Below are 20,759 nucleotides of genomic sequence, written 5' to 3' on the forward strand. Positions count from 1 at the left end.
GACCTCCTCGACCTGCTCGGTATCGGGCCTCGTTCCGTTGATGAGAGCGAAAACGGCCTGGCGGATTTTCGTGCTGGAGCCGGCGTCGAGGACGATCGCCTGCCCGGGAAGGCCTCGGGTCGGTAGAGCGAGTCGGTCGATGTCCTCGTCCGTGATCTCCCGAATGGTCGCGACCGGAGGCGGGGACGGGTCGGCAGGCGCTGTGTTCTCCGTGCGATAGGTGGGCACATTGAGGCGGACCACGCCCGCACTGCGCATCAAGTCCGGGTCCTCGCCGGCACTGTAGGAAATCTCCATCCAATGCATCACGGGTACTCTGAAGTTTTGTGTGCCGTCGTCAGCGGGGCTGATGATCATATTCGTGGCGCCGGTATCGAAGCCGTATGCCGCTCCACCCGAGTCGTGATGCGAATGAACGGCGTTCGGCGTCACGCCGGCGATGATTTGATTGCTCGGCACATTGAACGGGTTGATGATCGCCGCATTGCCTCCGCCGTTCCAATTCGACAGCGGCGAGGCGGTGTCGGACTGCGTGCTACCGGACAGGTTGATGCCTGCCCGGTTCTGTGTCTGGAATTTGGGCAGCGCACGCTCATGAATGACGTCGTCGTGTGGGCGGTCCGGCGCAGCGTAGTAGCGTTTCGTGACAATCCTGATCGAAATACTCTCGGTACCGAACCGGCGGGGCTTCTTGAACCACTGGATGGTACCGCCCGCGAGCGTCAGATTCGTCTCGTCTACCTCGCCATCGATCATTTCGGGAAAAGCGGCAACTAAATCGGACTGCGCCTTCATTCGCTCGAAAGCGGCGATATTGTTTTCGCGCGCTATCGCGAGCCCCTTCTGCTCGACCAAGTCCAGCACACCCGGCCCATCATGTTCGCTCGAGAAAAAGCCGGCGCCGGACAGGAACTTTTCAGCTGATGCGAACAAGGGGTCGGTGCCGGTGACCCCGAACGGGGTGGTGTCGAGGCTCAGTTGACGCAAATGCAGCAGCTTCGGCGGCAGGTACCGAATCGGGGTCGGTTTTTTGGCCGGGGTTTCCTTCGGTGCCGGGGAGCGAGTCTCGATCGGTTGCTCCGCCGAATTCGGGCCGGGAGTCTTCTTCGACAACGGGGGCGGCGTCGCGGTCGGTTTGCCGCCCAGGGTTCCCTTCGGCGGCACCAACGTGTTGATCGGGTACGTTTTCCCGTCGGCCAGTGGTGTTCCCGCTGCGGGTCCGAAACGCTTACCGTCCCGGACCAGGACGAGATGGACGCGCATGCGGGGCGTCGTGTGCAGCAGATCGTCGTGAAGCCGCAGCCCACGGGAGGTGTGCGCTTTCCTGCCGTAACCGAGGGAAAGACTGGAGTGGTCGGCTACGCCGCCGCGGAAAGTGATCTGGCCGCCGAGGCGGGGGTATCTGGTCTCGGGGAAGGGATCCCCCGCGCCGAGGGTTATGGTCAATGCCGGGTGCGTACCGGATTCGTTGGCGATCGTCGACTTGCCCGTCACACCCACCTCGCGGAGGGTGTATATTTCCAGGCCGAATTTCTCGTGGGTAGGGCCGGTGATTTCGGTGCCGCCCTCGAAATCGACTCGCATCAAGAAGAAGCCGAGAGATTCATTGTTCGTGTCCAACCAGGAAGGGGAGGGCAGCCACCCGCCGCGCATCAACGGAATATTGCCCAGAATGTTCTCTTCTTTGAAGAAGTCCATCAGGTCGCCTACGGATTCGTAGGAGATGCCCGCGAGTCGTTCGCGGAATCCCTGGTATACGTCGGCCAGCAGTTCGTCGTGGTTCGGAATGCTGAGTGCCGAATAGAACGGGAATCGTGACAACGACGGCGCGGTTTCGCCGGTCTGCTCGGGATGAAAGACCGCCGGGACCGTCGCCGAATTGTTCGGATCGACGCGTGGCAATTCGATATTGTGGACCAGGAATTTCGGAATCCAGATCATCAATAGGTCGGGCGCCACCCCGGCGATATCATGCCACACCTTCGCACTGCTATCGGCTGGCAGGACATCGTCGATACCCTGGTTCAGGCTGAACTGCCATTCCTGTTCGTAGGTGTGTGGAATGGAAGGCCCCTTGGTCAACTTCTTGACTGTCGACTCGACCGTCGCACCGGCCTCGACGCGCGTGCCGTACTGGTTCACGATGACCGAACCATTCGGCGTGAAATCGAGACTGCGCAAGCCTCGTTCGTGCATCGGCACTTTCGCGCCGTAGGAACCCGAGAGCGATCGTAGGTCGTGTTCACTGGCGCTATGGCTGGTCGAGGTCGATCCGCGCGCGTAGAGCCACATTGTGACCGGCGGACCGTTGCCTTCGGCGTCGCGGTCGCCCACCGGCGGGAGTTGCTCCTCGGCCGGCCGCGCGTTGCGCAGACGCAGGCGGATCGAAACGGGGAAGCGGCGGCCACGGTAGGTCACGCGCAGCGGCAGGCCCCGCTTGGTGAGCAGCCGCGACCACTCGCTGCTGATCAGGCGGGGGGTGACCACCTGGCTGAGTTCGGCCCGGAACCGCTCGTCTTCCCCAGTTGCCCCGACCACGTGACGGTAGAGCTGTTCGCGCAGCCACGTTGCTGTCGTTTGCGGCACCGGGACGATATCGACGACCTCCTTCAGCCCGTCCCGCTGCGAACCCAAATTCCGGACGATGTGATTCACCTGCCCGGCGCTCGCCGTGGTGGGCGGCTGGGTCAGCGCCGTGGGCATCGAACTCTGTGCCGGCGGACTGGTGTCGGCCGACGACGTGGCCTGGTGGTCGGCCGGAGTGTCCGCCGGCGGAGCGGCGGACCCGTCGTGCGTGGTAGGCGTGGCGAGTGGGCTGGTCTCGACGCCGGGTCCACTGAACGACGGCAGTGCGGGGGCGTTCCCGAACGCGAAGCGTGTGCCGGTGCCGCGGATGGACAGGTAAAGGAATTTGGTCAGGTGGGTGGCGTCGAGGGTCAGGGTGCGGTCCGGGCCGTAGGTCAGTCCCTTGATCGTTTGCGGCACAACTGGGTTGTCTGTCCACGGATTGCGCAGGACGATGTCGACCCCGCCGGTGGCGCCGGGACGTACGTCGACCACCGCATAGGCATGAGTACCCACCAATCCTGGATATTTGGTGGTGTTCTCCACATAGGACCCGAAGCTACGAGTGTTCAGCACGACCTGGTCACCACGGCTGCGCACGAAATGGAACAGGTCGGAGAAGTGTTGCTGGACAACGGAACTGGTCATGGCGCGCTGTGGATCGTCGGTTTGGCCGAGGTAGCCGAGTACGGCGGCGATCTCGGTCTGCCACAGTGTGCGCTCGGCGGACCCCAGGTGGAGGTTCAAGAAGTCCTGGAAGGCTGGGACCGAGGCGGGTTTGTTGCTCCGACTCCAGATCGGTTCGAGCTGGCCGAGTCGTTGCGCGAAGGCGAATGCGGTATCCGCGTCGGCATTCTGACCGAGTCGCTCGATGATCAGGTCGTAGATCGTGTCGACACCGAAGCGCATCGGGTGCAGGAAGGTGATCAGGTCGATGCCGCGCACGGGTTGCGGGGCGGTTCCTTTCGCATTCAGCTCGTACGGCGGTAGCAACTGCCCCATCACGTGCGCGGCGAGCCCGCCCTTGATCAAGGCGTAGTCACCACCGCGCCAGACCGCGTAGGCCTTTTCGATCAGAGCGGGCCACAACGCTCGCCGCGCGTCGTTGGCCGCATAGATCATCTGCCCGCTCGCGTCGGCGTAGAAGTCCTTGGTGATTCGCACCCATTGCGGAACACCATCTGTGGTGAAGAACCGCACGGCGACAGTGCCGTCGGGGTATTCGACGATCATGTCCCTGATCGCCTGCGGGTGGTATTCGGCGATGTCCATCAGCGGCGCGATCAGGTAGCAGTCCCCGGCCTTGCCTTGGGCCGCGTCGGCGGGCACAGGCCCCGCCGCACCGAATACCGGACCGGTCGCCGTCGCTATCGAGCGACCGAGCTGTCCTAGCGCGTGCGGGGATACCCGAGTCTTCCCGTCCAGCAGAGGTTCACCCCCACTACCGGCGCGCAGCGGTACCTGCCCGCCAACCGGCGTATGGCGCGCGGCACCACTCGGTGACAGCCAGCGCAGTCCGGTGACTTCGACCGCCGGCTTCGTCGGCGTCGTCCAGTGGTAGGCACCGTCGCTCCCCGGCGGAAAAACCGTCAGCTCACCGAGCAGATTTCGGTGCACCGAGTGTCGCGCGGCCGTCGGCTCGTCACCGATCCACACCGTGAGCAGATCCGGGTTCGCTGGATCGACCGCGCCGTGCAGCTCGTCACCAGGCCGGACACTGAGCAGCTCACCGTCCTGATCGACGATGGCCAACCGGCCGGTCGGCGCGGTGATCGACGAGCCCGGCATCGGCGCGATCGGCGGCGGATGAGCGGGTGCGCCGAATGGACGGATCGATACCGTAGCCTTGGCGGTGATATCAGGCCGCAGCAACGCGAATGCCTTCTGCGCCAAGGCCGCCCACATCGGCTCACCATCGATATGCCCGGCATACATCGGCTCTCCGGACGACGGCGACACCTCGTGCGGCAGAGTCCGATCGACCCGCACCCACACCGGCTGACCGTCGACGAAGAACCGCACCCCCACTGTCTGGTCGGGATACTCATGGAACATTTCCGCCAAGGCCTGCGGATCTCGCATGGCCTCCCTGCTCAGGTTGTTCATCAGCACCGCGAAGTCCGCGCGGGCCCCCGCCCGAGCATCCGAAGGCCGCGGCATCGGCTGCGAATTCTGCGTCGCGAAGACCGGGCCGGTATGCGCGACCATCGACGTGGCCGGGCCGCCGAAGCCCAACGCGTGCACAGCTTTCGACGCCAGGGTGACCCGCCAACTCAGGTTCTCGACGTATACCTCGTCGTCGTCCTCCGGCTCGATCGCCAGTAGCTCGCCCGCACCCACCTGGACGGCCTTGTTCCCGTGGTAGAACAACAGCTGAGTCAGCGGCTGACCATCCACGTCACGCTCTGGCCTACCCACCCGCGCGCCATCGGGACCCACAGACCATTCGAAGTATCCGAGCAGTGCGGCATGTACCCGGTATATCCGCTGCGGATCCGAACTCACCCTGATCTGCGCGTTTTGCCGGACCACCTGCCCGTCCCACTCGATACTGTCGCTGGGCCCGATTACCACGACATCCATGCCATTTCGGGCGATCAGTACCGTGTTCTCGGTATTACCGATCACTCCCACAGCCTGCACACCCAGATCCGGCGGCGGCACCGAGAACAACTTGGGCCTTTCGTCAGGATCGACCTTGCCTATGTCGTCGGGGGGCGCCGGACCGGAGAGGCTGCCGGAAAGTGACTCCGCCGCTGTGGTTTCGGTCGCGGACACGGCTGCGGTGTCGGCGGCGCCGAGGTGCGGGGTCGGGGCGCCAACGTAGCCATCGGGTGCCGGCGATTCCGACAGTGCCAGCCGTGAGTCGTCGACAAACCCCGCCGAGTACGCATCACCCGCATCGAAGATCTCGTCCGACCCCGGACCGGAGATTGTTTGGCCGACCGGCGGAGCGAACTTCGCCGTGGTACGTCCCGGCGCATCGGATCGGTTGGGCGACAAGGTATCTGCCGAGCCGTCCGATCGCGGCGGCAGTGACGGCGCGTCCGGAGTGTTCTTCGGCGGGCTGTCGTCCTGCTGAGCCGGATCATCGGACCGGGTGTTTTCCTGCGGCGGTGTGGTGGAGTGCGACGGGGGTGGTGTCGCGGGCGGCGAAGTAGCCGGCCCCATACCGGGCGGAGCCTCGCCGCTGCCGTCGAGCGCGGTGGTCACGGGACGGATGGCAGGCGGCGGCGACGCGACCGTGCCGGGCGCCGAAGGGGTCTGGGTTGTCGGAATACCGGCCCGGTAGGCGCCGGAATGGCCGCCGGTCAAGTTATGGTCCACTGCCCCACTGTGTGGGCCTACTGCGTGCTCGGGCTCGCGGTGGGGGGCGAGTAGTTGTTCCTCGGCCCGGCGTTGCAGCCTTGGCGTGGTTTCTTCCTGAAGCACCCGTACTGCTTCGTCGACGCGTTCGTTGGCTTCGCTGAGGGTGTTCTGTTTATCTGGCGAGGGCTGTGCTTCGTATTCGCGGGCCGCTTGGTCGCGTTCGCGCACGGCGTTCTGGTAGTAGGTGATCTCGCGGGCGGCTTGCGCATCGGGGATCTCGGTGAGCAGATCTCCGTCGGCGGTGTAGATCTTCCAGGATCCGGGCGTGCCGCCGTTTTCCCGATCGGGGCCGAACCCGCCGCGGGCGGTCCGCCAGATTGCCTGCAACACCACGCGCGGTGAGAAGGCCGGTCCGCCACTGATTCTGACGATGACGCCGCCGAGTTCGATCGCATCCGCGGTAGGTGTGGGATCGCTGCCGCGCGCACCGGACTTGTTGATGAACATGATGTCGCCCACGTCACCGAAGTCGTCGACCAGAACTTTGGCGGCCTTTTCGGCGGTATCGCCGCCGCCGTTCTGCACATACCAATGGGCGTCGAGCACCTTGTACTCGACCTTGACGTCCGCCGCCACCTCGAGCCCGTGCTCGCTGGCGTACTTCCTGATCCGTTGATCGGCGAGCGCGTCGACCCAGTCGATCAGGCCGCGCTCGTGCGGTTGCTTGTCCTGCCAGCCGTGCAGTGGAGTCCTGGTCTCCTCGACCATCCGCCCGCCGCCCGGTTTGTCGACCACCCGCTCGACCACGCGTTCTACGGTGCCTCGGATCTCGGAGTTGTCGAGCGAGATATCCCACTGGGGCCGTCCCCGCTGCCGCAGGCCGGTGATCGTGCCGTCGCGCACCTCGAAGGAGATCTTCGCGGCGTCGAGGATATCGGTGGCCTTGGCCTGCAGTTTCGCCTCGAGAGTCCCGAAGTGCTGGGCCTCTTCCTCGATCGCTTTCGAGGGGTACCAGCGCTCGACTTCCGTCACCCCGAAATAGTGGCCCCGTTCGTCATGCGCACCGCCCCAGCTGGCGTACACGGCGTCTTGGACTTCTTTGATCGTGCCCGACAAGCCCCTCGGATTCTGCAGGAACCGGCTGCCGATCCACTGCTTCAACGACGTGGTCAGCGAATCCTCCGCATGGTTGCCCCGCACGGTCACTCGCTCGACGACGTCGAGGTACTGTCCCAGCTCCTGCAACCGCGTTTCACTGGACTTGTTGCTGTCCCACTGCACCTGGTCGTTGGTTTTGGCGTTGATCAACATCACCTTGTCTTCCGCACGGGAGACGACGTAATCCTTACCAGCGGTGAGTCCCCACTTCGCCAGCGCGAACCGCTCGTAATGTTTCGCTGCGGCGAGCACCGCATGTCGATCCCCGGCCACCGCGACCAGCTTCTCGACGGCACCCTTCCCCAGCCGCGCGTGCCAGAGCCCCGTGGTGCCCTGCGGCCTGCCGAAATCCCCTGGGGTCAAGGCATTCTCGGGGTCTTCGAGGATCGCGAGGCGGAACTTCTCGTACACATCCTCCAATTCGGCGACCCACACTGGTGACGCGTCCTCGCGCTCCCCCGTCGACAGGATCGCCCGCACCTGTCCGTCGAAGGCGGTGTCGATCTCGTCGAGATTGCCCGTCGCCTCCGGCAGCGGCCGGAACCGCCGCGCCGAGCCGTGTTCCTCGGCCACCGCGTCCAGACGATCCGCCAACGCGTCGACGTGCGGTTCGGTGCGCAGCCAGTTCCGCAGCTCGGTCACCACCTGCGCCGGCGCCCCTGCGCGCGCGATGTCGTCCACCATCGTGTGCGCTTCCTGCAACCCGGCGAACAGCACCGCTTCCTTGGTTCCCACTACCAGCAGGTTCCGACCCGAATCCTTGGCCTCCCAGGCCCACTGCGGGAACGGCTCGCTCTCCCGCAACTGCACCAGATCCACCCCCATGTCCTTGACCCCCCGCAGATGCTCCTCCCGCGTCCCCCAGTATTTGTGCATATCCTCGAGCATCTCGAGTACCAGCGGCTCACTGCTGGTCAGCAGGGTGGCCGCGCCATTTTCCCTGGCATCGCGATACCCGGACATGACCATCACCAGTGTTTTGCCCTCCCCGCCCTTCATATCGGCGGGCCCGAACTCGCTCAGCACGTACGCCTTCATCTGCGTCTCCCGCGGCGTGCGGCGCTTGGCCGGATCCGGATTCGGATCATGGCGCGTCATCCACTCCGGCAACGCCGCCACCTGCTCCGCGCGCGAACCACGCCGCACCATCTGATCCAGTTCCGCGTCGCTCGCGCCCCGCCCGATCACCGGATTGGTTTCCTCGGTCTGACGCAGCACCTCGTCCCGGAACGCGAACGCCGCCTTCACCACCGCCGACGCCATCTCCTCGGCCTTGCGCGCCGCCGCCCCCATCGCCTCGCTCCGATCCGCCAACCCCGCCTCGTAGGCGTCTCGATCCAGCGTCTTGGCGTTCTCCAAGGCCGCCAGGCGTTGTTCGATCACCTCGCGCATCACGACCTTGAATCCGGCGACAGCCTGCGGGTAAGCCGCTTCCTTCGCCGCCAGCTCATCGCCGAGCTCCGCCACCCGAGACCGCGCCGCCGCCTCCGACTCGCGCCGGCCCAACACCTCCGTCCAGACAGCGGCTCGCTCCTTCACCTGCCAACCGAGCTGCCACCGGCCGCGCCAACCCGGCACCAGCTCGGTCCGTCTCCTGCGCGCCGCGGCCAGCTCGTCGGGACGGTCCTTCGTGGCGGTCAGCAACGCCTCGTGCTCGATCAGGGCCTGCCGCAGCTCATTTCGACGCTGGTCGACCTCCCCGCGCAACCGCTGCAAGTATTCCGGCCGCGGCTCGCTGCCTGCCCTGGCCTCCGCATGCGCTTTCCTACTGTGCTCCAACGCTTCCTGCGCCGTCGTGACCCCACGCTTCGACGCCTCGATATTCTCGTCCAGCCTGCCCCGCAGACCCGCCTCGAGCTCCGCCTGTGCCGTCTCGAACCGGGCCTTGGCCTCCTTCACCCCCTCCGTCTCCTGACGGAGACGTTCCACCGCGACGTCCTTCTGCGCGTCGGTGGACTCACGCAGCCACGCCCTGTCCTGTTCATCGGCAGCGATCCGAGCCTCGCTCTCGGCCCGCAAAGCCTCGTAACGCTCCTGCACCGCATGCGCTACCGCTGCCTCGTGCGCCTGCCGCGCCTGCTCCACTTCGTTCGCGGCATCCCTGGACAGCTCCAGCAACGCCTTGGCAGCCCTCGATTCGGGCTCGACATGCTTCGGCAGTCCGGGCGAGATGTCCTTGGCGTCGTTTTCCGCGGTCCGCAGCCGCTTCTGCGCCTCGGCCACGACGGGATGGTTCAGGACCTCCGGCGACTCTCGCAATCGGCTCCGCAGCTGCAGCTCACGCGGGTCCATCGGCCCGTCGGCAACTGGCGTCCGGCGCGGCGGATCGGTGCGGTGCGGACCGGCGGGGGTGTCGGGATGAGGCGTGGTGTGTTCGGAAAGAGCTGGGGCATCACCATTTTCGGACAATCTCGCCTTGGTGTGCGATGACTCGCCCGAGCTCTGGCTGGAGGGCTGATCTTTCAGGCGGTCGAATACCGATGGCTCCGAATGCGAGGTGCGAGCGGCCGAATCGCTGCCGTCGCTCGGTCGTCCGGTCACCGGGCCGGCCGTACGTTCCGGCCCTGCGGGCAAAGCCCGCGACTGCGTCGACGACTGCTCCTCCCGAACTGACCGCGGCCCGGTCGTGCGCGCTGCGGCGGAGTCGCCGGGTGCGGCCGTGACGCGATGCTGCGACCCCGGGTCCGACGCCGCCGAGGAGAGGGCGCTCCCGGATCGAGCGGTTACCGATCCGGCCTCCGGAGTAGCTGGGCGAGAAGGGATTACAGATCCACTGCGGCTCTCGCTCGCCGATCCGCCGGACGCGGACCGGCCGTCCGCCGAGCCGGCCACGCTACCGGGGCCGGACACCGAGGCCCTGGATGACGCGTCCGAGACCGACTGCGCCCTCCCCTCACTGGGCGTCGGCGTGTAATCGTTCGAGCCGCGCAACCCAGAGTCGCCCGAATGCTGAACCAGCGCAGCGGATCCGCCGTCGGAACTCTTGGCAGTCGCCGGATTCGCCGCGAGATGCTCGGACCCCACTGAACTCGGCGCAGCCGACGCACGCGACGCAGGCCGTGATCCCGAAGCATCGTCGAACCCGCGGGTGGCCGGTGGTGGCGCACTGCTCGACCGCTGCCTGCCGTCCGGCGTCGACGACGCGGAATTACGCGGCGCCGAACCGTCATCCGCGCCGGCGTGCCACGAGCCAGCGCGTCCACGCAGCACGCTCTTCACCGAAATACTGCCGGTCGCTGCGGGTTTCGTTCGCGTAGACGCTTCGCCGGCGCCTGGGGCAGGTGCCGATCTCGGCGGTACCGCGCTCCGGTTGTTCCCGGCCGTCGAGCCTGCTGCCCGCGAGGACGGTGGACCAGTTCGTCGCGGCGACTCGGCGGTCTGCGCCCCACGGTTCACCGCGGCACCGCCGCCGCCCGCACCGCCGCCATTCCCCGATACCAAACTGGTGGAGCTGCCGTCGGAAATGGATATCGCTTTGAGGTTCGCCGCCGACTTCGCCAGGGCCGCGGTTCGCACGTGACCCACCGCGCCGTGCATCGCGCCGAGCATGCCGCCCGCCGCGCCGCCGGCGAGCATGGCCGGATCGAAATCCCATTCCCTGGTCAGTGCGCCGCCGACGACGAAACCCGCGCCGGCACCCGCCAACCCGCCCGCGACGCCGGCGACGAAGGCGACGCCGGTGGCCTTCGGCACCGTCATCGTAAATCTCTGGGCGACCCAGTTTCCCAGACCCTTACCGACAATGCTGCCGACCGGTGCGCCTACCGCGCCACCCGCGAAACCAGTTGCGCCCGCGATGAATACCTGACCCAGATTGATCCCGCCGATATGCCCCTGGCCCTTCTGCCAGCCTTGTACAGCGGCCTCGGCGGCCACGCCGAGGACTCCCTGTATGCCACCGCTGATCGCGGCCAGCTGCCACATCGGCCGTGCGGCCATCCACGCGGCGTGCGCCTGCAGCTTGGTCAGCAGCGACCGCCCGATACTTGCGAGAACGCTCTCGGCCGCGACTTTCAGCGGCGGAACCATCGCCGCCCCGAACCAGGTCGTCAGCAGATACGCGATCTCCGCGGCCAGCATCACCAGCGTGGCAATGACCTGCAGTTTCGTATGCTCGATCGAGACGCCCATCTCATGTGCCGAGGATCCGAGCTGCCGCATCGAACTCGCCATGCTCGCTACCGACGAATCGCCGGAGAAGAACAGCTCGAACTGTTGCTTCATCTTGTCCGCGTTCGGACCCGAGTAATTAGCCGTCGCGGTATCGCAGGCCGCCCGCAACTGATCGATCAAGCCTTCCAGTTGCGTCGCCGCTGTCTGGAAAGCGTCGTCGATCGAGAACATCTTGTCCTCGTCGCCCTTGGGCCACGCACTGCCCGCCAGATAGCTCAGCCATTGCACGCCGGGGGGCAGATCGATACTCATGGGTGCGGCGGCGCCGAATCACTCACTGTCGATGACAGACCGCGGCCGGGGTACAGCGTCGTCGCCGGCCGCGAAGCGAGTGCGCGCGGCCTGCGATTCGAACGAAGCCCGTTGCAGCTCAGGCACCTTTATGCGCACGTCGGGCATCCCCTCGACCAGCGACGACAAACTGGGCAGCTCGGCGCGCGCCGCACGAACCGGAGCCAGCAGGTCTTCGGCCATGGCGACGACCTTGACCGCGGCCTCCTGCGCGGCCTCGAGCACCGCCGCCGCGATGTCTTCGTAATCGAGGTCGTCGATGTCGTCGGCGAAGACGACATCGATCGGCACGCCGTCCGCATTGCAGGTGACCGTGACCCGCCTGCCTCCGGCACTGGCGACGGCGACGAGTTCGCTGCGCTTGCGTTGCATGTCCGCGATGGATCGGATGTGCGTGCCGACCGTTTCCATGAGGTCCGCGATATCACCCTCGACGCGATGATTGTCGGGTCTGCGACTGTCCACCACGGCGAAACCTCCTGTCAGGCAACGATGAACGTCGCTACGCGGCGCATGGGCAGCCCGATTCGACGAGTCGGCCGGCGACGCCCGGCGCTGCCACCGGGTGTCGCTCCGACAAGATCACGGCGCATCGGGCACAGCGATTGACGTCGACCCTAGCGTTCTGATTGACTTTCAGTCAAATGATTTTGCTCCTGGTCAACATCTGAACCGGGGCCACCCGCACCTGAAACCGATCGGGACAGCAGTACCGAGGAGCTGAACACCATGGGACCCCAAGACTCCACCGGCGGTGCGACTTTCGATGTCGGCTTCACCCTGGGCAAGTCGGAAACCTCCTCGACAGAGCAGCCGGACAGCGCGCTGACCCCTCCGGCTCCGCCGGACGCTGACGCCGCGCCGACCCCCGATGCGCCGTTGCCGCAAGCGCCGGCCAACGAAGTGCGCACAGCCGATCCGGCCCCTACTGACGAGCCCACGTCCGAGGCGCCGACGCCCGAACCACCGACCACCGATGAGGCGGCCACCGAGCTTGCCCACCAGATCGCCCGCGAACTCGGCGCCACCGGCCCCGACGGCTGGCATTCGCTGGAGGCGGTCTTCGCGCTCACGGTCACCGGCGGCGTGGCTTACGTGCTGTACTACGACGAAACCGATCAGGTGTCCCGGGCCGAGCCCTCGCCGGCGGTCACCGAACTCGTTCTGCTGCACCGGGATATCTCCGCGCAACTCGGCGACGGACCCTGGTGGCGCATGCTGATCCAGCTCGACGCCACCGGCGACGTCGAGGTCGACTACGACTATGGCGACGAGCCGTTCCCCGACGATCAACTGCTGCCGCCCGACGCCTACCGGGCCGATCTGGAAGCGTTTCCGCGCGACCGGATTCCGGTGTGGTTGGGCGCGTACATCTTTCACGACGAGCGGCAATGGCGTTCGCCACAGGACGCGGCGGCACGGGCGCGCGCCGATCGCGACGCGGGCATCGCCTCGGTGCTCTCCCCCGACGACTTCCCGCCGCTTCCCGTGCTGTGGGCACGCTGGGCAACGATCGCGGCGGCCTTCGTCGCCATCGGCGCCGAACTCGGACCACGAATCCGTCCCGCGCTCGGCATCTTCGAAGGCTCGGCGCGCAGCGGCTCCACCCTGTTCGTGCTGCCCGGCGGCCGCGCCGTGCTCTCCGGCGGCATCTGGAACGCCCCCGAACTCGACGCCGCCTACAACGACGACGTCGAGCTGCCGGACCTGTATGCCGGCGCCCCCGACTGGGTGGCCAATCAGGTACTCAATCCCCGTGCCGCGCAGGGCATGCTGTCGTTCTGCTACTGGTGGGTCAACGACAACTGGTACCGCGGCGAATCACCGGGCGCCGAGACGATCAGCGCCGCCGTCCCTGGTGTCTGGTCGGCCGAAACAGTCACAGATATCGTGTGCAACCTGCTCGGCGGTGAAACCACCGAGCGGCAACGGCAAGCCGCGGCCACACTGGTCGCCGCAGCCGAAGCCGGTGTGGTCACCCGGAACACGTTGACCGCGGTGTTCGAGGAGTCCAGCGACAACATCGACGGCGCTATGTATCAACTGTCGCTGGCCGGCCGCACGGCGACAGTTGTCGAGCCACTGTCCCAGGGCCAGGCGGTCACGCTGGTACGCCGGCACATTCTCGGCCTCGGCGTCGACACCACCGACTACCCGCTCGACCAACTCGTCGCCGAACGCCTCGAGGTCGGCTGGATGGTGTTCGTCCCGACCGAACCCGGCGAAATCGCCATCGGCCGCGCCATCTTCTACATCGCCGACGACGGAGTCATCGAACAATCCTCCTCGTCCACCGCCCCCTCGGCGTACCGCGAAGGATTCGAACAACGCTTCCGGCAACGCGGATCGGTGCCCGCCCCGTAGCGCAGGAACCACGGCTGAACGAAGGCGCCGCCGCCCGGGCTACGGCGTCCCCTCGTTGCACAGCCGAGGTGTCGATACCGCACTTCGGCCTACTGTTGCCGCCCAAGGTTTCTCACTTGTCGGCAGAACTGTCGGCGCTCGCGCGATGCGCGGGCAGGGCGAGCATGGCTGCCGCGGCGGCCACGATCAGGAACACCACTTCCGCCAGGTAGGACTGGGTGAAGCCGGTGAGTGCGGGCAGTCCGTTGTGCTGGTGGCTCGCTATGAGGGTCGAGACCACCTGCGTTCCGATCGCGCCGCCGATCATCCGGATCACCTGGTTCATCCCGGTCGTCTCGCCCACCTGCCCGGCGGGCGCGGCGTGGACCACCACTGAGGACAGCGCCGAGGTGGCGGTGCCGAGACCGAATCCGAAGATGGCCAGGCTGATCATCAGGTCGAGGGGGTGGTGATACCGGATAGCGATGTAGCCGCTGCCGACGGCGCACATCAGGCAGCCTGCGACGAGCGCGGACAGGAAGCCGACTCTGCGGGCGATGCGCCCGGCGAGCGATCCGGCCACCGCGATCGCGACCGAATACGGAAGCATGTAGAGGCCACAGACGAGTGGGGTTGCGCCGTAACCGAATCCGGTGCTTCTGGGCAGTTGCGCGAAGATCGGATATACGGCGGTCGACGAGAACATCGCCGCCCCCAGCAGGAATGCGGTGATGTTGGTCGTCCACAGTGCGCGATTGCGCATCAGGTGCACGTTGATCAACGGCCGGCTGCTGATGCTCTCGGCAGTTGCCCACAGCGCGCAGACCGCGGCTCCGCCGAGCAGGAGACCGAGCGTCGGGCCGGAGGTCCAGCCCCAGGACGAGCCCTCGCTGACGGCGATCAGCACCGCGGTGATGCCGATCGTGAGCAGGGCCGCGTTCACCCAGTTCACTCGCCCGCCGGGGCGCACCGGCGATTCGGAGATGAACACCCAGGCGCCGAGAATCGCGAGCACAGTGAGGGCGAAGGGAATCCAGAAGAGCCACTGCCAGCCCAAACTGGTCGCGACGAGGCCGGGCAGGATCACGCCCACGCCCGCCCCGACCCCGATCATCGCGGACACGGCTCCGATCGCGTGGCCGATACGTTCGCCGGGCAGCTCGTCGCGGATGATCCCGAACGCGAGCGGCAGTAGCCCACCGGCCATGCCCTGCAGCACGCGCCCGAGAACAACGACGGCGAACACGCCGGACACGGCCGAGACCAGCGCCCCCGCTGCCATCAACGTCAGGGCAACGAGCAGCATCCGCCGCTTGCCGAACATGTCGCCCAGCCGGCCCAGTACCGCGGTGCTCACGGCCGCCGCCAGGAGGTAGGCGGTCAACAGCCACGTCACGCCGCCCACCGAGGTGTGTAAGTCGTTCTGTAGCAACGTGAGTGCCGGGGTCACCACCGTTCCGAGGACACCGTAGACCAGGACGCCGAGCATCAGCGCCGCGACCATCCAACCGGTACCCGCCTTGCGCTCCGACAAGGGGGGCACGGCGACTTGCAGAGACGACATCCGTTCTCCTTCAATGATATTCGTGGCACCGCTGCGGTAGCAGGTCGAAGCCGATGCCCTCACCGTAAGTTGGCCGACATGCCGTTCAGGGGCCGACAAGTACCTCGAATCGGCCACGCAGCCGATGCCATGACCGGCGGTTACCGTCCGAGGTCGGTTGTCGCTTCGACGCGAAGATAGGTGCCGGGCGTTTGACCGGTCGATCGGCGGAACGCGGCAATGAAGGCGCTGGGCTTGCGGTAGCCGACTGCTCGCGCGGTGGCGTTGACGGATCGGCCGTCGGCCAGATGCTGTGCGGCGGCCCGCATGCGGACGTGCGTTCGCCATTGCCCAAAGGTCAGGCCGGTTTCGCCGACAAACAGGCGAGACAGGGTGCGCACCCCGGTATGCGTCTGGTGCGCCCACAATGCGAGGTCGCGGGTGTCGCTCGGGTCGGCGATGAGCTGCTCGGCGATGGCCCGCACGCGTGGATCCGTCGGCATGGACACGTCGATGGCGTTGACGGGGAGCGGCGCGAGGAGGTCGAAGACCAGCGGCTCGGCGTGGGCCCGGCTGGGGTCGTCCGGCTCGGCTTCGTGCAGATGCGAAATGAGCTCGCGCAGTAGGCGTCCCACCGAGATACCGACGGGTTCGGGCCAGGTGACCGGGCACAGGTCCGGCGCGAATCGCACGATGCAGAGCTCGCCGCCCCGCAATGCCTGCTCCGAGTGCACGATCCGAGGCGGAACCCAGAGGCCGTAGCCGGGCGGCACGAGCCAGTCGCGCACGGGGGTGCTCATCGCCAAGGTCGCGGTTGCGGACCACAGCAGCATCGCCTCGTCGTGTGCATGCCAATCCAGGGTCCGGCGAGCTTGCGCGCCGCTCCGATCGATGCGCAGAATCGGCGACCGAGTGCCTGCGGTCTCGCCGTCCGGACCGCGTCTCAGCTGTGCGCGAGGTGTGTCTCGGTCAGCCATGCGCTGCCTGCCGCGAGGATGGCCGCCTCCTGCTCGCCGAAGCGAGTCGGGTAGGTGCCGGTTACCGGGTGCCCGGCGGTTTCGAGCAGATAGGCCAGCGCCGCGTACTCCCGCGGGTGCCGGCTGGACAACGCCTGTGCGTCGATGTCCGGCGCGCCCGCAATACCGAACGGGAAGGTGAATCCGCCCATGTCGTAGACGGAGTCACGCTGCTCGATGCGCCAGATCCCCTCGCGCAGGCTCACGCGGTCGAGGAATCGGTTGTGGATGGTCGCGCCGATCCCCGCATCGGTGAGTTCCGCGAGGAGGATCGCGTTGGTCTCGACGAACGCGCGCTCGCCCGCGAAACGGATGGCCGGAGCGCCGATGAAGTGCTTGCTGCGCAGCGGCCCGTGCCCCATCCGGCGGGAGCCGTCGATGAAGTCGTGGGCCGAGCCGGCGAACCAGAGGATCCGGAGCGTGGCGTCCTCGTGGAACAGTCCGGCCAGCTCGTCCCACTGCTCCCGGTCCCGATGAATCCAGCCTGTCATCAGTTCGCTGATCGCCTGGCGATCGTCGATTCGGTTGTCGCTCATGCGGAATTCCTCCTGTTCGATGTGCTGTCGACTCAACTGTTGTCGATCGCCTCGACGACAACCACCGATAGAATGACTTTCTGTGCCAGAAACTCGCCAATTCGTCCCTCTCTCGGAGTCGGCCCGGCTCTGGCCGCACGGCGAGCGCATGGCCATGCACCGGCACCCGGAGGGGCAACTGATCTATCCGTCGAGCGGGATCCTCTCGATCGCGACGGAGAGCGGCGTCTGGATCACCCCGGCCAATCGGGTCAGTTGGACCCCGGCCGGCTTCGATCACGAACACCGCGCATACGGCGAAACCGACGTACGGACCCTGCTGCTGCCTCGGGCTATGTCCTTGGCTCTGCCGGACCGGCCGACCGTGTTCGAAGCGTCCCTGCTGCTGCGTGCGGTCGTGCTGCGACTGACCGATCCACGCCCGCCCGCCGCGGCCGCCGCGCTCCGGCTACGTCAGGTCATCGTCGACGAACTGCTCGAGACACCCGAGCAACCGCTCCATCTGCCGAGACCACGCGACGACCGGCTCCGCGCCGTCACCGACCGGCTACACGCCGATCCCGCCGACGGATCCTCACTGCGCGAGCTGGGCCGGGCGGTCGGCGCGGGCGAGCGGACGCTCAGCCGGCTCTTCCACACCGAACTCGGCATGAGCTTCCATCAGTGGCGCGCGCAGCTCCGGGTCCAGCACGCGCTCGTACACCTGATGGACGGGCACACGGTCACCCAGACGGCCAGTCTGTGCGGATGGGCCAACACGGCCAGCCTCATCAACGCATTCACCGCCATCCTCGGCCAAACTCCCGGTCGCTACCAGGCCGGTCTCCAACACGCAGACTGAGCACGATCGAGATGGCGTCGGCTTTCGGCGAGATATTTCGTCCTCACAGGGCACGCCTTTCGGTCAGGAGAAGCGTGGCGCCCAGCGCCTCGGTGCCGTCGCGTTCGCCGGTGCATCGCGCGCCGGCCGAGGCGTAGAAATCGCGCAGTCGGTGCAGCGCCCGCGACGACTCGCGGCGCTGGACGGCATCGGCCACCTTGCGGGCGAACAGCCGCAGCAGGACGTGCTGCCGGTAGGCGCCGAGCGTCGGCGTCTGCAACATGCCGAGGTCGACGAGGGCCTCGCAGAGCTGCTCGGCTTCGGCCTGATCCCGGTCGAGCAACGCGGCGACGGCCGCGATCGACAGCTCAGGTGCATCGGCGAACGCGAGCAGGACGAAGGCCCGCGCGAGGTCGGGCACGAGTTGGCGATAGCTCCCCCAGAACACCGATTCCACGCTGGTGTTGCCGAGGGTGAGTTCGGCCAGTCGCTGGTGCTCGTCGGCCAGGCGCTCGGCAACCGAAGCGAGTTGCCAGCCGGGCCGGGTCGCCAGCCGAGCCCCGACGATGCGCAAGGCGACGGGCAGGTTTCCACACGCGTGCAGGATCTCGCGGGCCGCGCCGGGTTCATCCGACAACCGCCCGGCGGTCACCAGCCGCTGCAGCAGCGTCCATGCCTCGTCGGTGGTGAGGACGCCGAGCGGGACCAGTCGCGCACCGAACAGTTCCGCCAGGCTCGACCGGCTGGTGACCAGCACCGCCGCCGCGCCTGGGCCCGGTAGCAACGGCGTGAGCTGGTCGATGTCGCGCGCGTTGTCCAGGATCAGCAGGATGCGTTTATCCGATACGGTGTTGCGCCACAACGCTGTTCGCCCGGACGTATCCGACGGCAGTTCGCCGGGCTCGACCCCGAGCTTCCGCAACGCGATCGTCAGCAACGTATCGGCCGACGGTGGTTGCTCGTCCAGCCCACCGAGATCGAGATACACCGAACCGTCCGGATAGTGGGTGCGCAGGTGATGGGCGAGATGCATGGCGAACGCGGATTTTCCGATGCCGCCCATGCCGGTGATCGCGACCACCGGCCGATGCTCCGCCTCGGCGCCGAGCACCTCGGTGAGCTCGTGCACCAGATGCCCGCGTCCGACGAAATCGGCGAGGTCGGGCGGCAGTTTCGTGGCGGCGAATCGCGGCGGCTCGGCCGACAGCAGCTGTTGATGCAGCCGGGCTATCTCCGGGCCCGGCCGGAGGCCGAGTTCGTCGCCGAGCATGCGGTGCGCGGTGCGATAAGCGTCGAGCGCTTCGACCCGCCGCCCGCCGCGGGAGAGCGCGACCATGAGTAGTTCGTGCCAGCGCTCGCTGTGTGGGTCGGCGGCGATGAGCGCCTGCGATTCCATGATTGCCGCCGAATACCGGCCGAGTTCCAGCGCGCCCAAGATCGTCGCCTCACCCAGCTCCGAACGGAGCCTGGCCATGCGCTTGCGCTGCTGTTCTGCCCACGGTCCGGGCAGACCGACAAAGGGGTCTCCCCGCCACAGACTCCATGCCGTCGCGAGTTTGGTTTCCGCCCGATCCGCCGCGCCCGAGCGACGGTCGGCTCCGGCGGCGGCAATGAGTGCCTCGACCTCCATGACATCGAACTTCACCGGCAGGCACAGTCGATACCCGCCGCGAGTCGATTCGAGCCAGATAAACCCGGCACCCTCGCCGCCGTACGCATCGAACTCCCTGCGCAAAGCGGAGATGTGGTTACGCAGCACATTGACTGCCGACATCGGCGCTTCGCCGAACCATATTCGCTCGACCAGCTGTGCCGTCGTCAGTGCGCGCCCGTCTTCGGTCGCGAGGATCGCCAGTACGGCCAGCATCTGCGGCGCGGCGATATCCAGAAGGTGGTCTCCCAGCGACGCCTCTACCGGTCCCAGCACCGATAACCGAAGTTCGGTCTGCCTCGTCCGGTAAGTACCCGGGTTCCGCGATGCTGACAACTGGTCCCTCACATTCGAACATCGAGGCTGCCCAGTGGCCTCTGCGGTGCCGACGCGTGCACTGTTCATGTTTACTAAGAGAAATTTAATTTGACTGCAAGTCAAGCATAATGCCGCCGACGACGTCAATCGCCGCGAAACCAGGCCTTACGCCGGCGCCGCCAGGTAGCCGTAACCGTCCCCCGCACCCGCAGTTCCCGCCATAGTCAGCAGGGCGCCACGAATGGCGACGGCCCGAGGTGAGGCGAGGAATCGGATGGCCTCCGCGACCTCGGCCGGCCCATCACCATCGGCCGCCATGTCGTGCGAACATCCCGGATCCAGTTCCGGTCGGCGCGGCCGAGCCTGGGTGAACATGCAGCCGGGATCCACGAAATTGACCCGCACGCCCTTCGGCCCGTACTCGGCCGCCCACAACCTGGTCAACGCCATCAACGCCGCCTTCGCCGCTTGCACCTGGCCGCCATCTCCGGCCAAGGCGCCGAACGCACCCACATTGACGATCGCACCCCGGCCACGCTCGGCCATGAGCGGCGCGAACGCGCCGGTCAAGACCAAGGGCGCCTTCACATTCCGGTTGAACACCGCGTCGAAGCGATCCTCGGCCGACCCGTGATCCGCCACGCTGGCATTGTTGACCAGTACCTCGACCGGAGCATCGGCCACCAACTCGACCGTTTCGGCGATCAGCCGGCGCACCGCCAGGGAATCGCCGAGATCGACTACCAGATCCACCGCCCGGCCGCCGGCCCACTCGATCAATTTGCGGGTCTCCTCCACGCCGGGCCCGTCGCAGCCACACGCCACGATCGAATACCCGTCCGCTGCGAGCCGCAACGCCGTCTCCCGCCCGACACCACCCGCCGAACCAGCGACCACTGCCCACGCCCCCCGGCCGTCCCGCACGAGGCCTTCACTCATTTGATGCCATCTCCCTCTTGCTGCAACTCCATGATGGTTCCGTCCGCCGGCTCCGGCAGTTCGGGCGCCGATGGCCGGCGACCGCGATCAGCCGCCA

Annotated in this window: 9 protein-coding genes (1 of these 9 only partly in view); 2 read left to right on the top strand and 7 right to left on the bottom strand. The window is 66.9% G+C overall.

Annotation, left to right across the window (positions count from 1 at the left end; translation table 11 throughout):
* Together AB0M22_RS22335 and AB0M22_RS22340 are read right to left on the bottom strand one after the other, a co-directional pair.
* On the bottom strand, window positions 1-11,457 hold the 5' end (the start) of the coding sequence (locus tag AB0M22_RS22335; protein ID WP_364729961.1) for a C2 family cysteine protease. Its footprint begins 21,429 nt before the window's first position; the window shows 11,457 of its 32,886 coding nt (coding positions 1-11,457); the start codon lies at window positions 11,455-11,457; its stop codon lies off the left edge, out of view.
* An 18-nt stretch (window positions 11,458-11,475) separates the two neighbouring features.
* A complete protein-coding gene (locus AB0M22_RS22340; RefSeq protein ID WP_364729964.1) occupies window positions 11,476-11,961 on the bottom strand; it encodes a YbaB/EbfC family nucleoid-associated protein in 486 nt (161 codons plus the stop codon).
* 264 nt (window positions 11,962-12,225) lie between these two features.
* On the opposite strand from AB0M22_RS22340, the gene AB0M22_RS22345 reads away from it, so the two are divergent.
* Window positions 12,226-13,860, top strand: a complete 1,635-nt coding sequence (locus AB0M22_RS22345) for a hypothetical protein (RefSeq protein ID WP_364729967.1) — start codon at window positions 12,226-12,228, stop codon at window positions 13,858-13,860.
* Window positions 13,861-13,972: 112 nt separating this feature from the next.
* On the opposite strand, the gene AB0M22_RS22350 is transcribed toward AB0M22_RS22345, so the two are convergent.
* The 3 genes from AB0M22_RS22350 to AB0M22_RS22360 all read right to left on the bottom strand — a co-directional run bounded on the left by AB0M22_RS22350 (window position 13,973) and on the right by AB0M22_RS22360 (window position 16,934).
* Entirely contained in the window at window positions 13,973-15,403 is a 1,431-nt protein-coding gene (locus tag AB0M22_RS22350; protein WP_364729970.1) for an MFS transporter, read from the bottom strand.
* A 140-nt stretch (window positions 15,404-15,543) separates the two neighbouring features.
* A complete protein-coding gene (locus tag AB0M22_RS22355; protein WP_364729973.1) occupies window positions 15,544-16,359 on the bottom strand; it encodes an AraC family transcriptional regulator in 816 nt (271 codons plus the stop codon).
* On the bottom strand, window positions 16,326-16,934 hold the full coding sequence (locus AB0M22_RS22360) for a nuclear transport factor 2 family protein (protein WP_364729975.1): 609 nt from the start codon (window positions 16,932-16,934) through the stop codon (window positions 16,326-16,328). The genes AB0M22_RS22355 and AB0M22_RS22360 overlap by 34 nt, the downstream gene beginning before the upstream one ends.
* An 82-nt stretch (window positions 16,935-17,016) precedes the next feature.
* Here AB0M22_RS22360 and AB0M22_RS22365 point away from each other — a divergent pair, with 82 nt between their 5' ends.
* A complete protein-coding gene (locus AB0M22_RS22365; RefSeq protein WP_364729978.1) occupies window positions 17,017-17,775 on the top strand; it encodes a helix-turn-helix transcriptional regulator in 759 nt (252 codons plus the stop codon).
* A 43-nt stretch (window positions 17,776-17,818) separates the two neighbouring features.
* Here the strand turns inward: AB0M22_RS22365 and AB0M22_RS22370 are convergent, their stop codons facing one another.
* Together AB0M22_RS22370 and AB0M22_RS22375 are read right to left on the bottom strand one after the other, a co-directional pair.
* Entirely contained in the window at window positions 17,819-19,681 is a 1,863-nt protein-coding gene (locus AB0M22_RS22370; RefSeq protein WP_364729981.1) for a BTAD domain-containing putative transcriptional regulator, read from the bottom strand.
* Window positions 19,682-19,888: 207 nt separating this feature from the next.
* Window positions 19,889-20,662 carry an SDR family oxidoreductase gene (locus AB0M22_RS22375; protein ID WP_364729984.1) on the bottom strand — a complete coding sequence of 258 codons (774 nt, stop codon included), beginning with the start codon at window positions 20,660-20,662 and terminating at the stop codon, window positions 19,889-19,891.
* Window positions 20,663-20,759 lie beyond the last annotated feature (97 nt).

The organism is Nocardia sp. NPDC051756 (assembly GCF_040681495.1).
GTDB lineage: Bacteria > Actinomycetota > Actinomycetes > Mycobacteriales > Mycobacteriaceae > Nocardia.

What these genes read in the sequence shown, in the direction of transcription:
- AB0M22_RS22360 (WP_364729975.1), bottom strand. Translation starts at nt 16,934, where the DNA reads ATGAGCGACAACCGAATCGACGATCGCCAGGCGATCAGCGAACTGATG.
- AB0M22_RS22375 (WP_364729984.1), bottom strand. Translation starts at nt 20,662, where the DNA reads ATGAGTGAAGGCCTCGTGCGGGACGGCCGGGGGGCGTGGGCAGTGGTC.
- AB0M22_RS22355 (WP_364729973.1), bottom strand. Translation starts at nt 16,359, where the DNA reads ATGGCTGACCGAGACACACCTCGCGCACAGCTGAGACGCGGTCCGGAC.
- AB0M22_RS22345 (WP_364729967.1), top strand. Translation starts at nt 12,226, where the DNA reads ATGGGACCCCAAGACTCCACCGGCGGTGCGACTTTCGATGTCGGCTTC.
- AB0M22_RS22350 (WP_364729970.1), bottom strand. Translation starts at nt 15,403, where the DNA reads ATGTCGTCTCTGCAAGTCGCCGTGCCCCCCTTGTCGGAGCGCAAGGCG.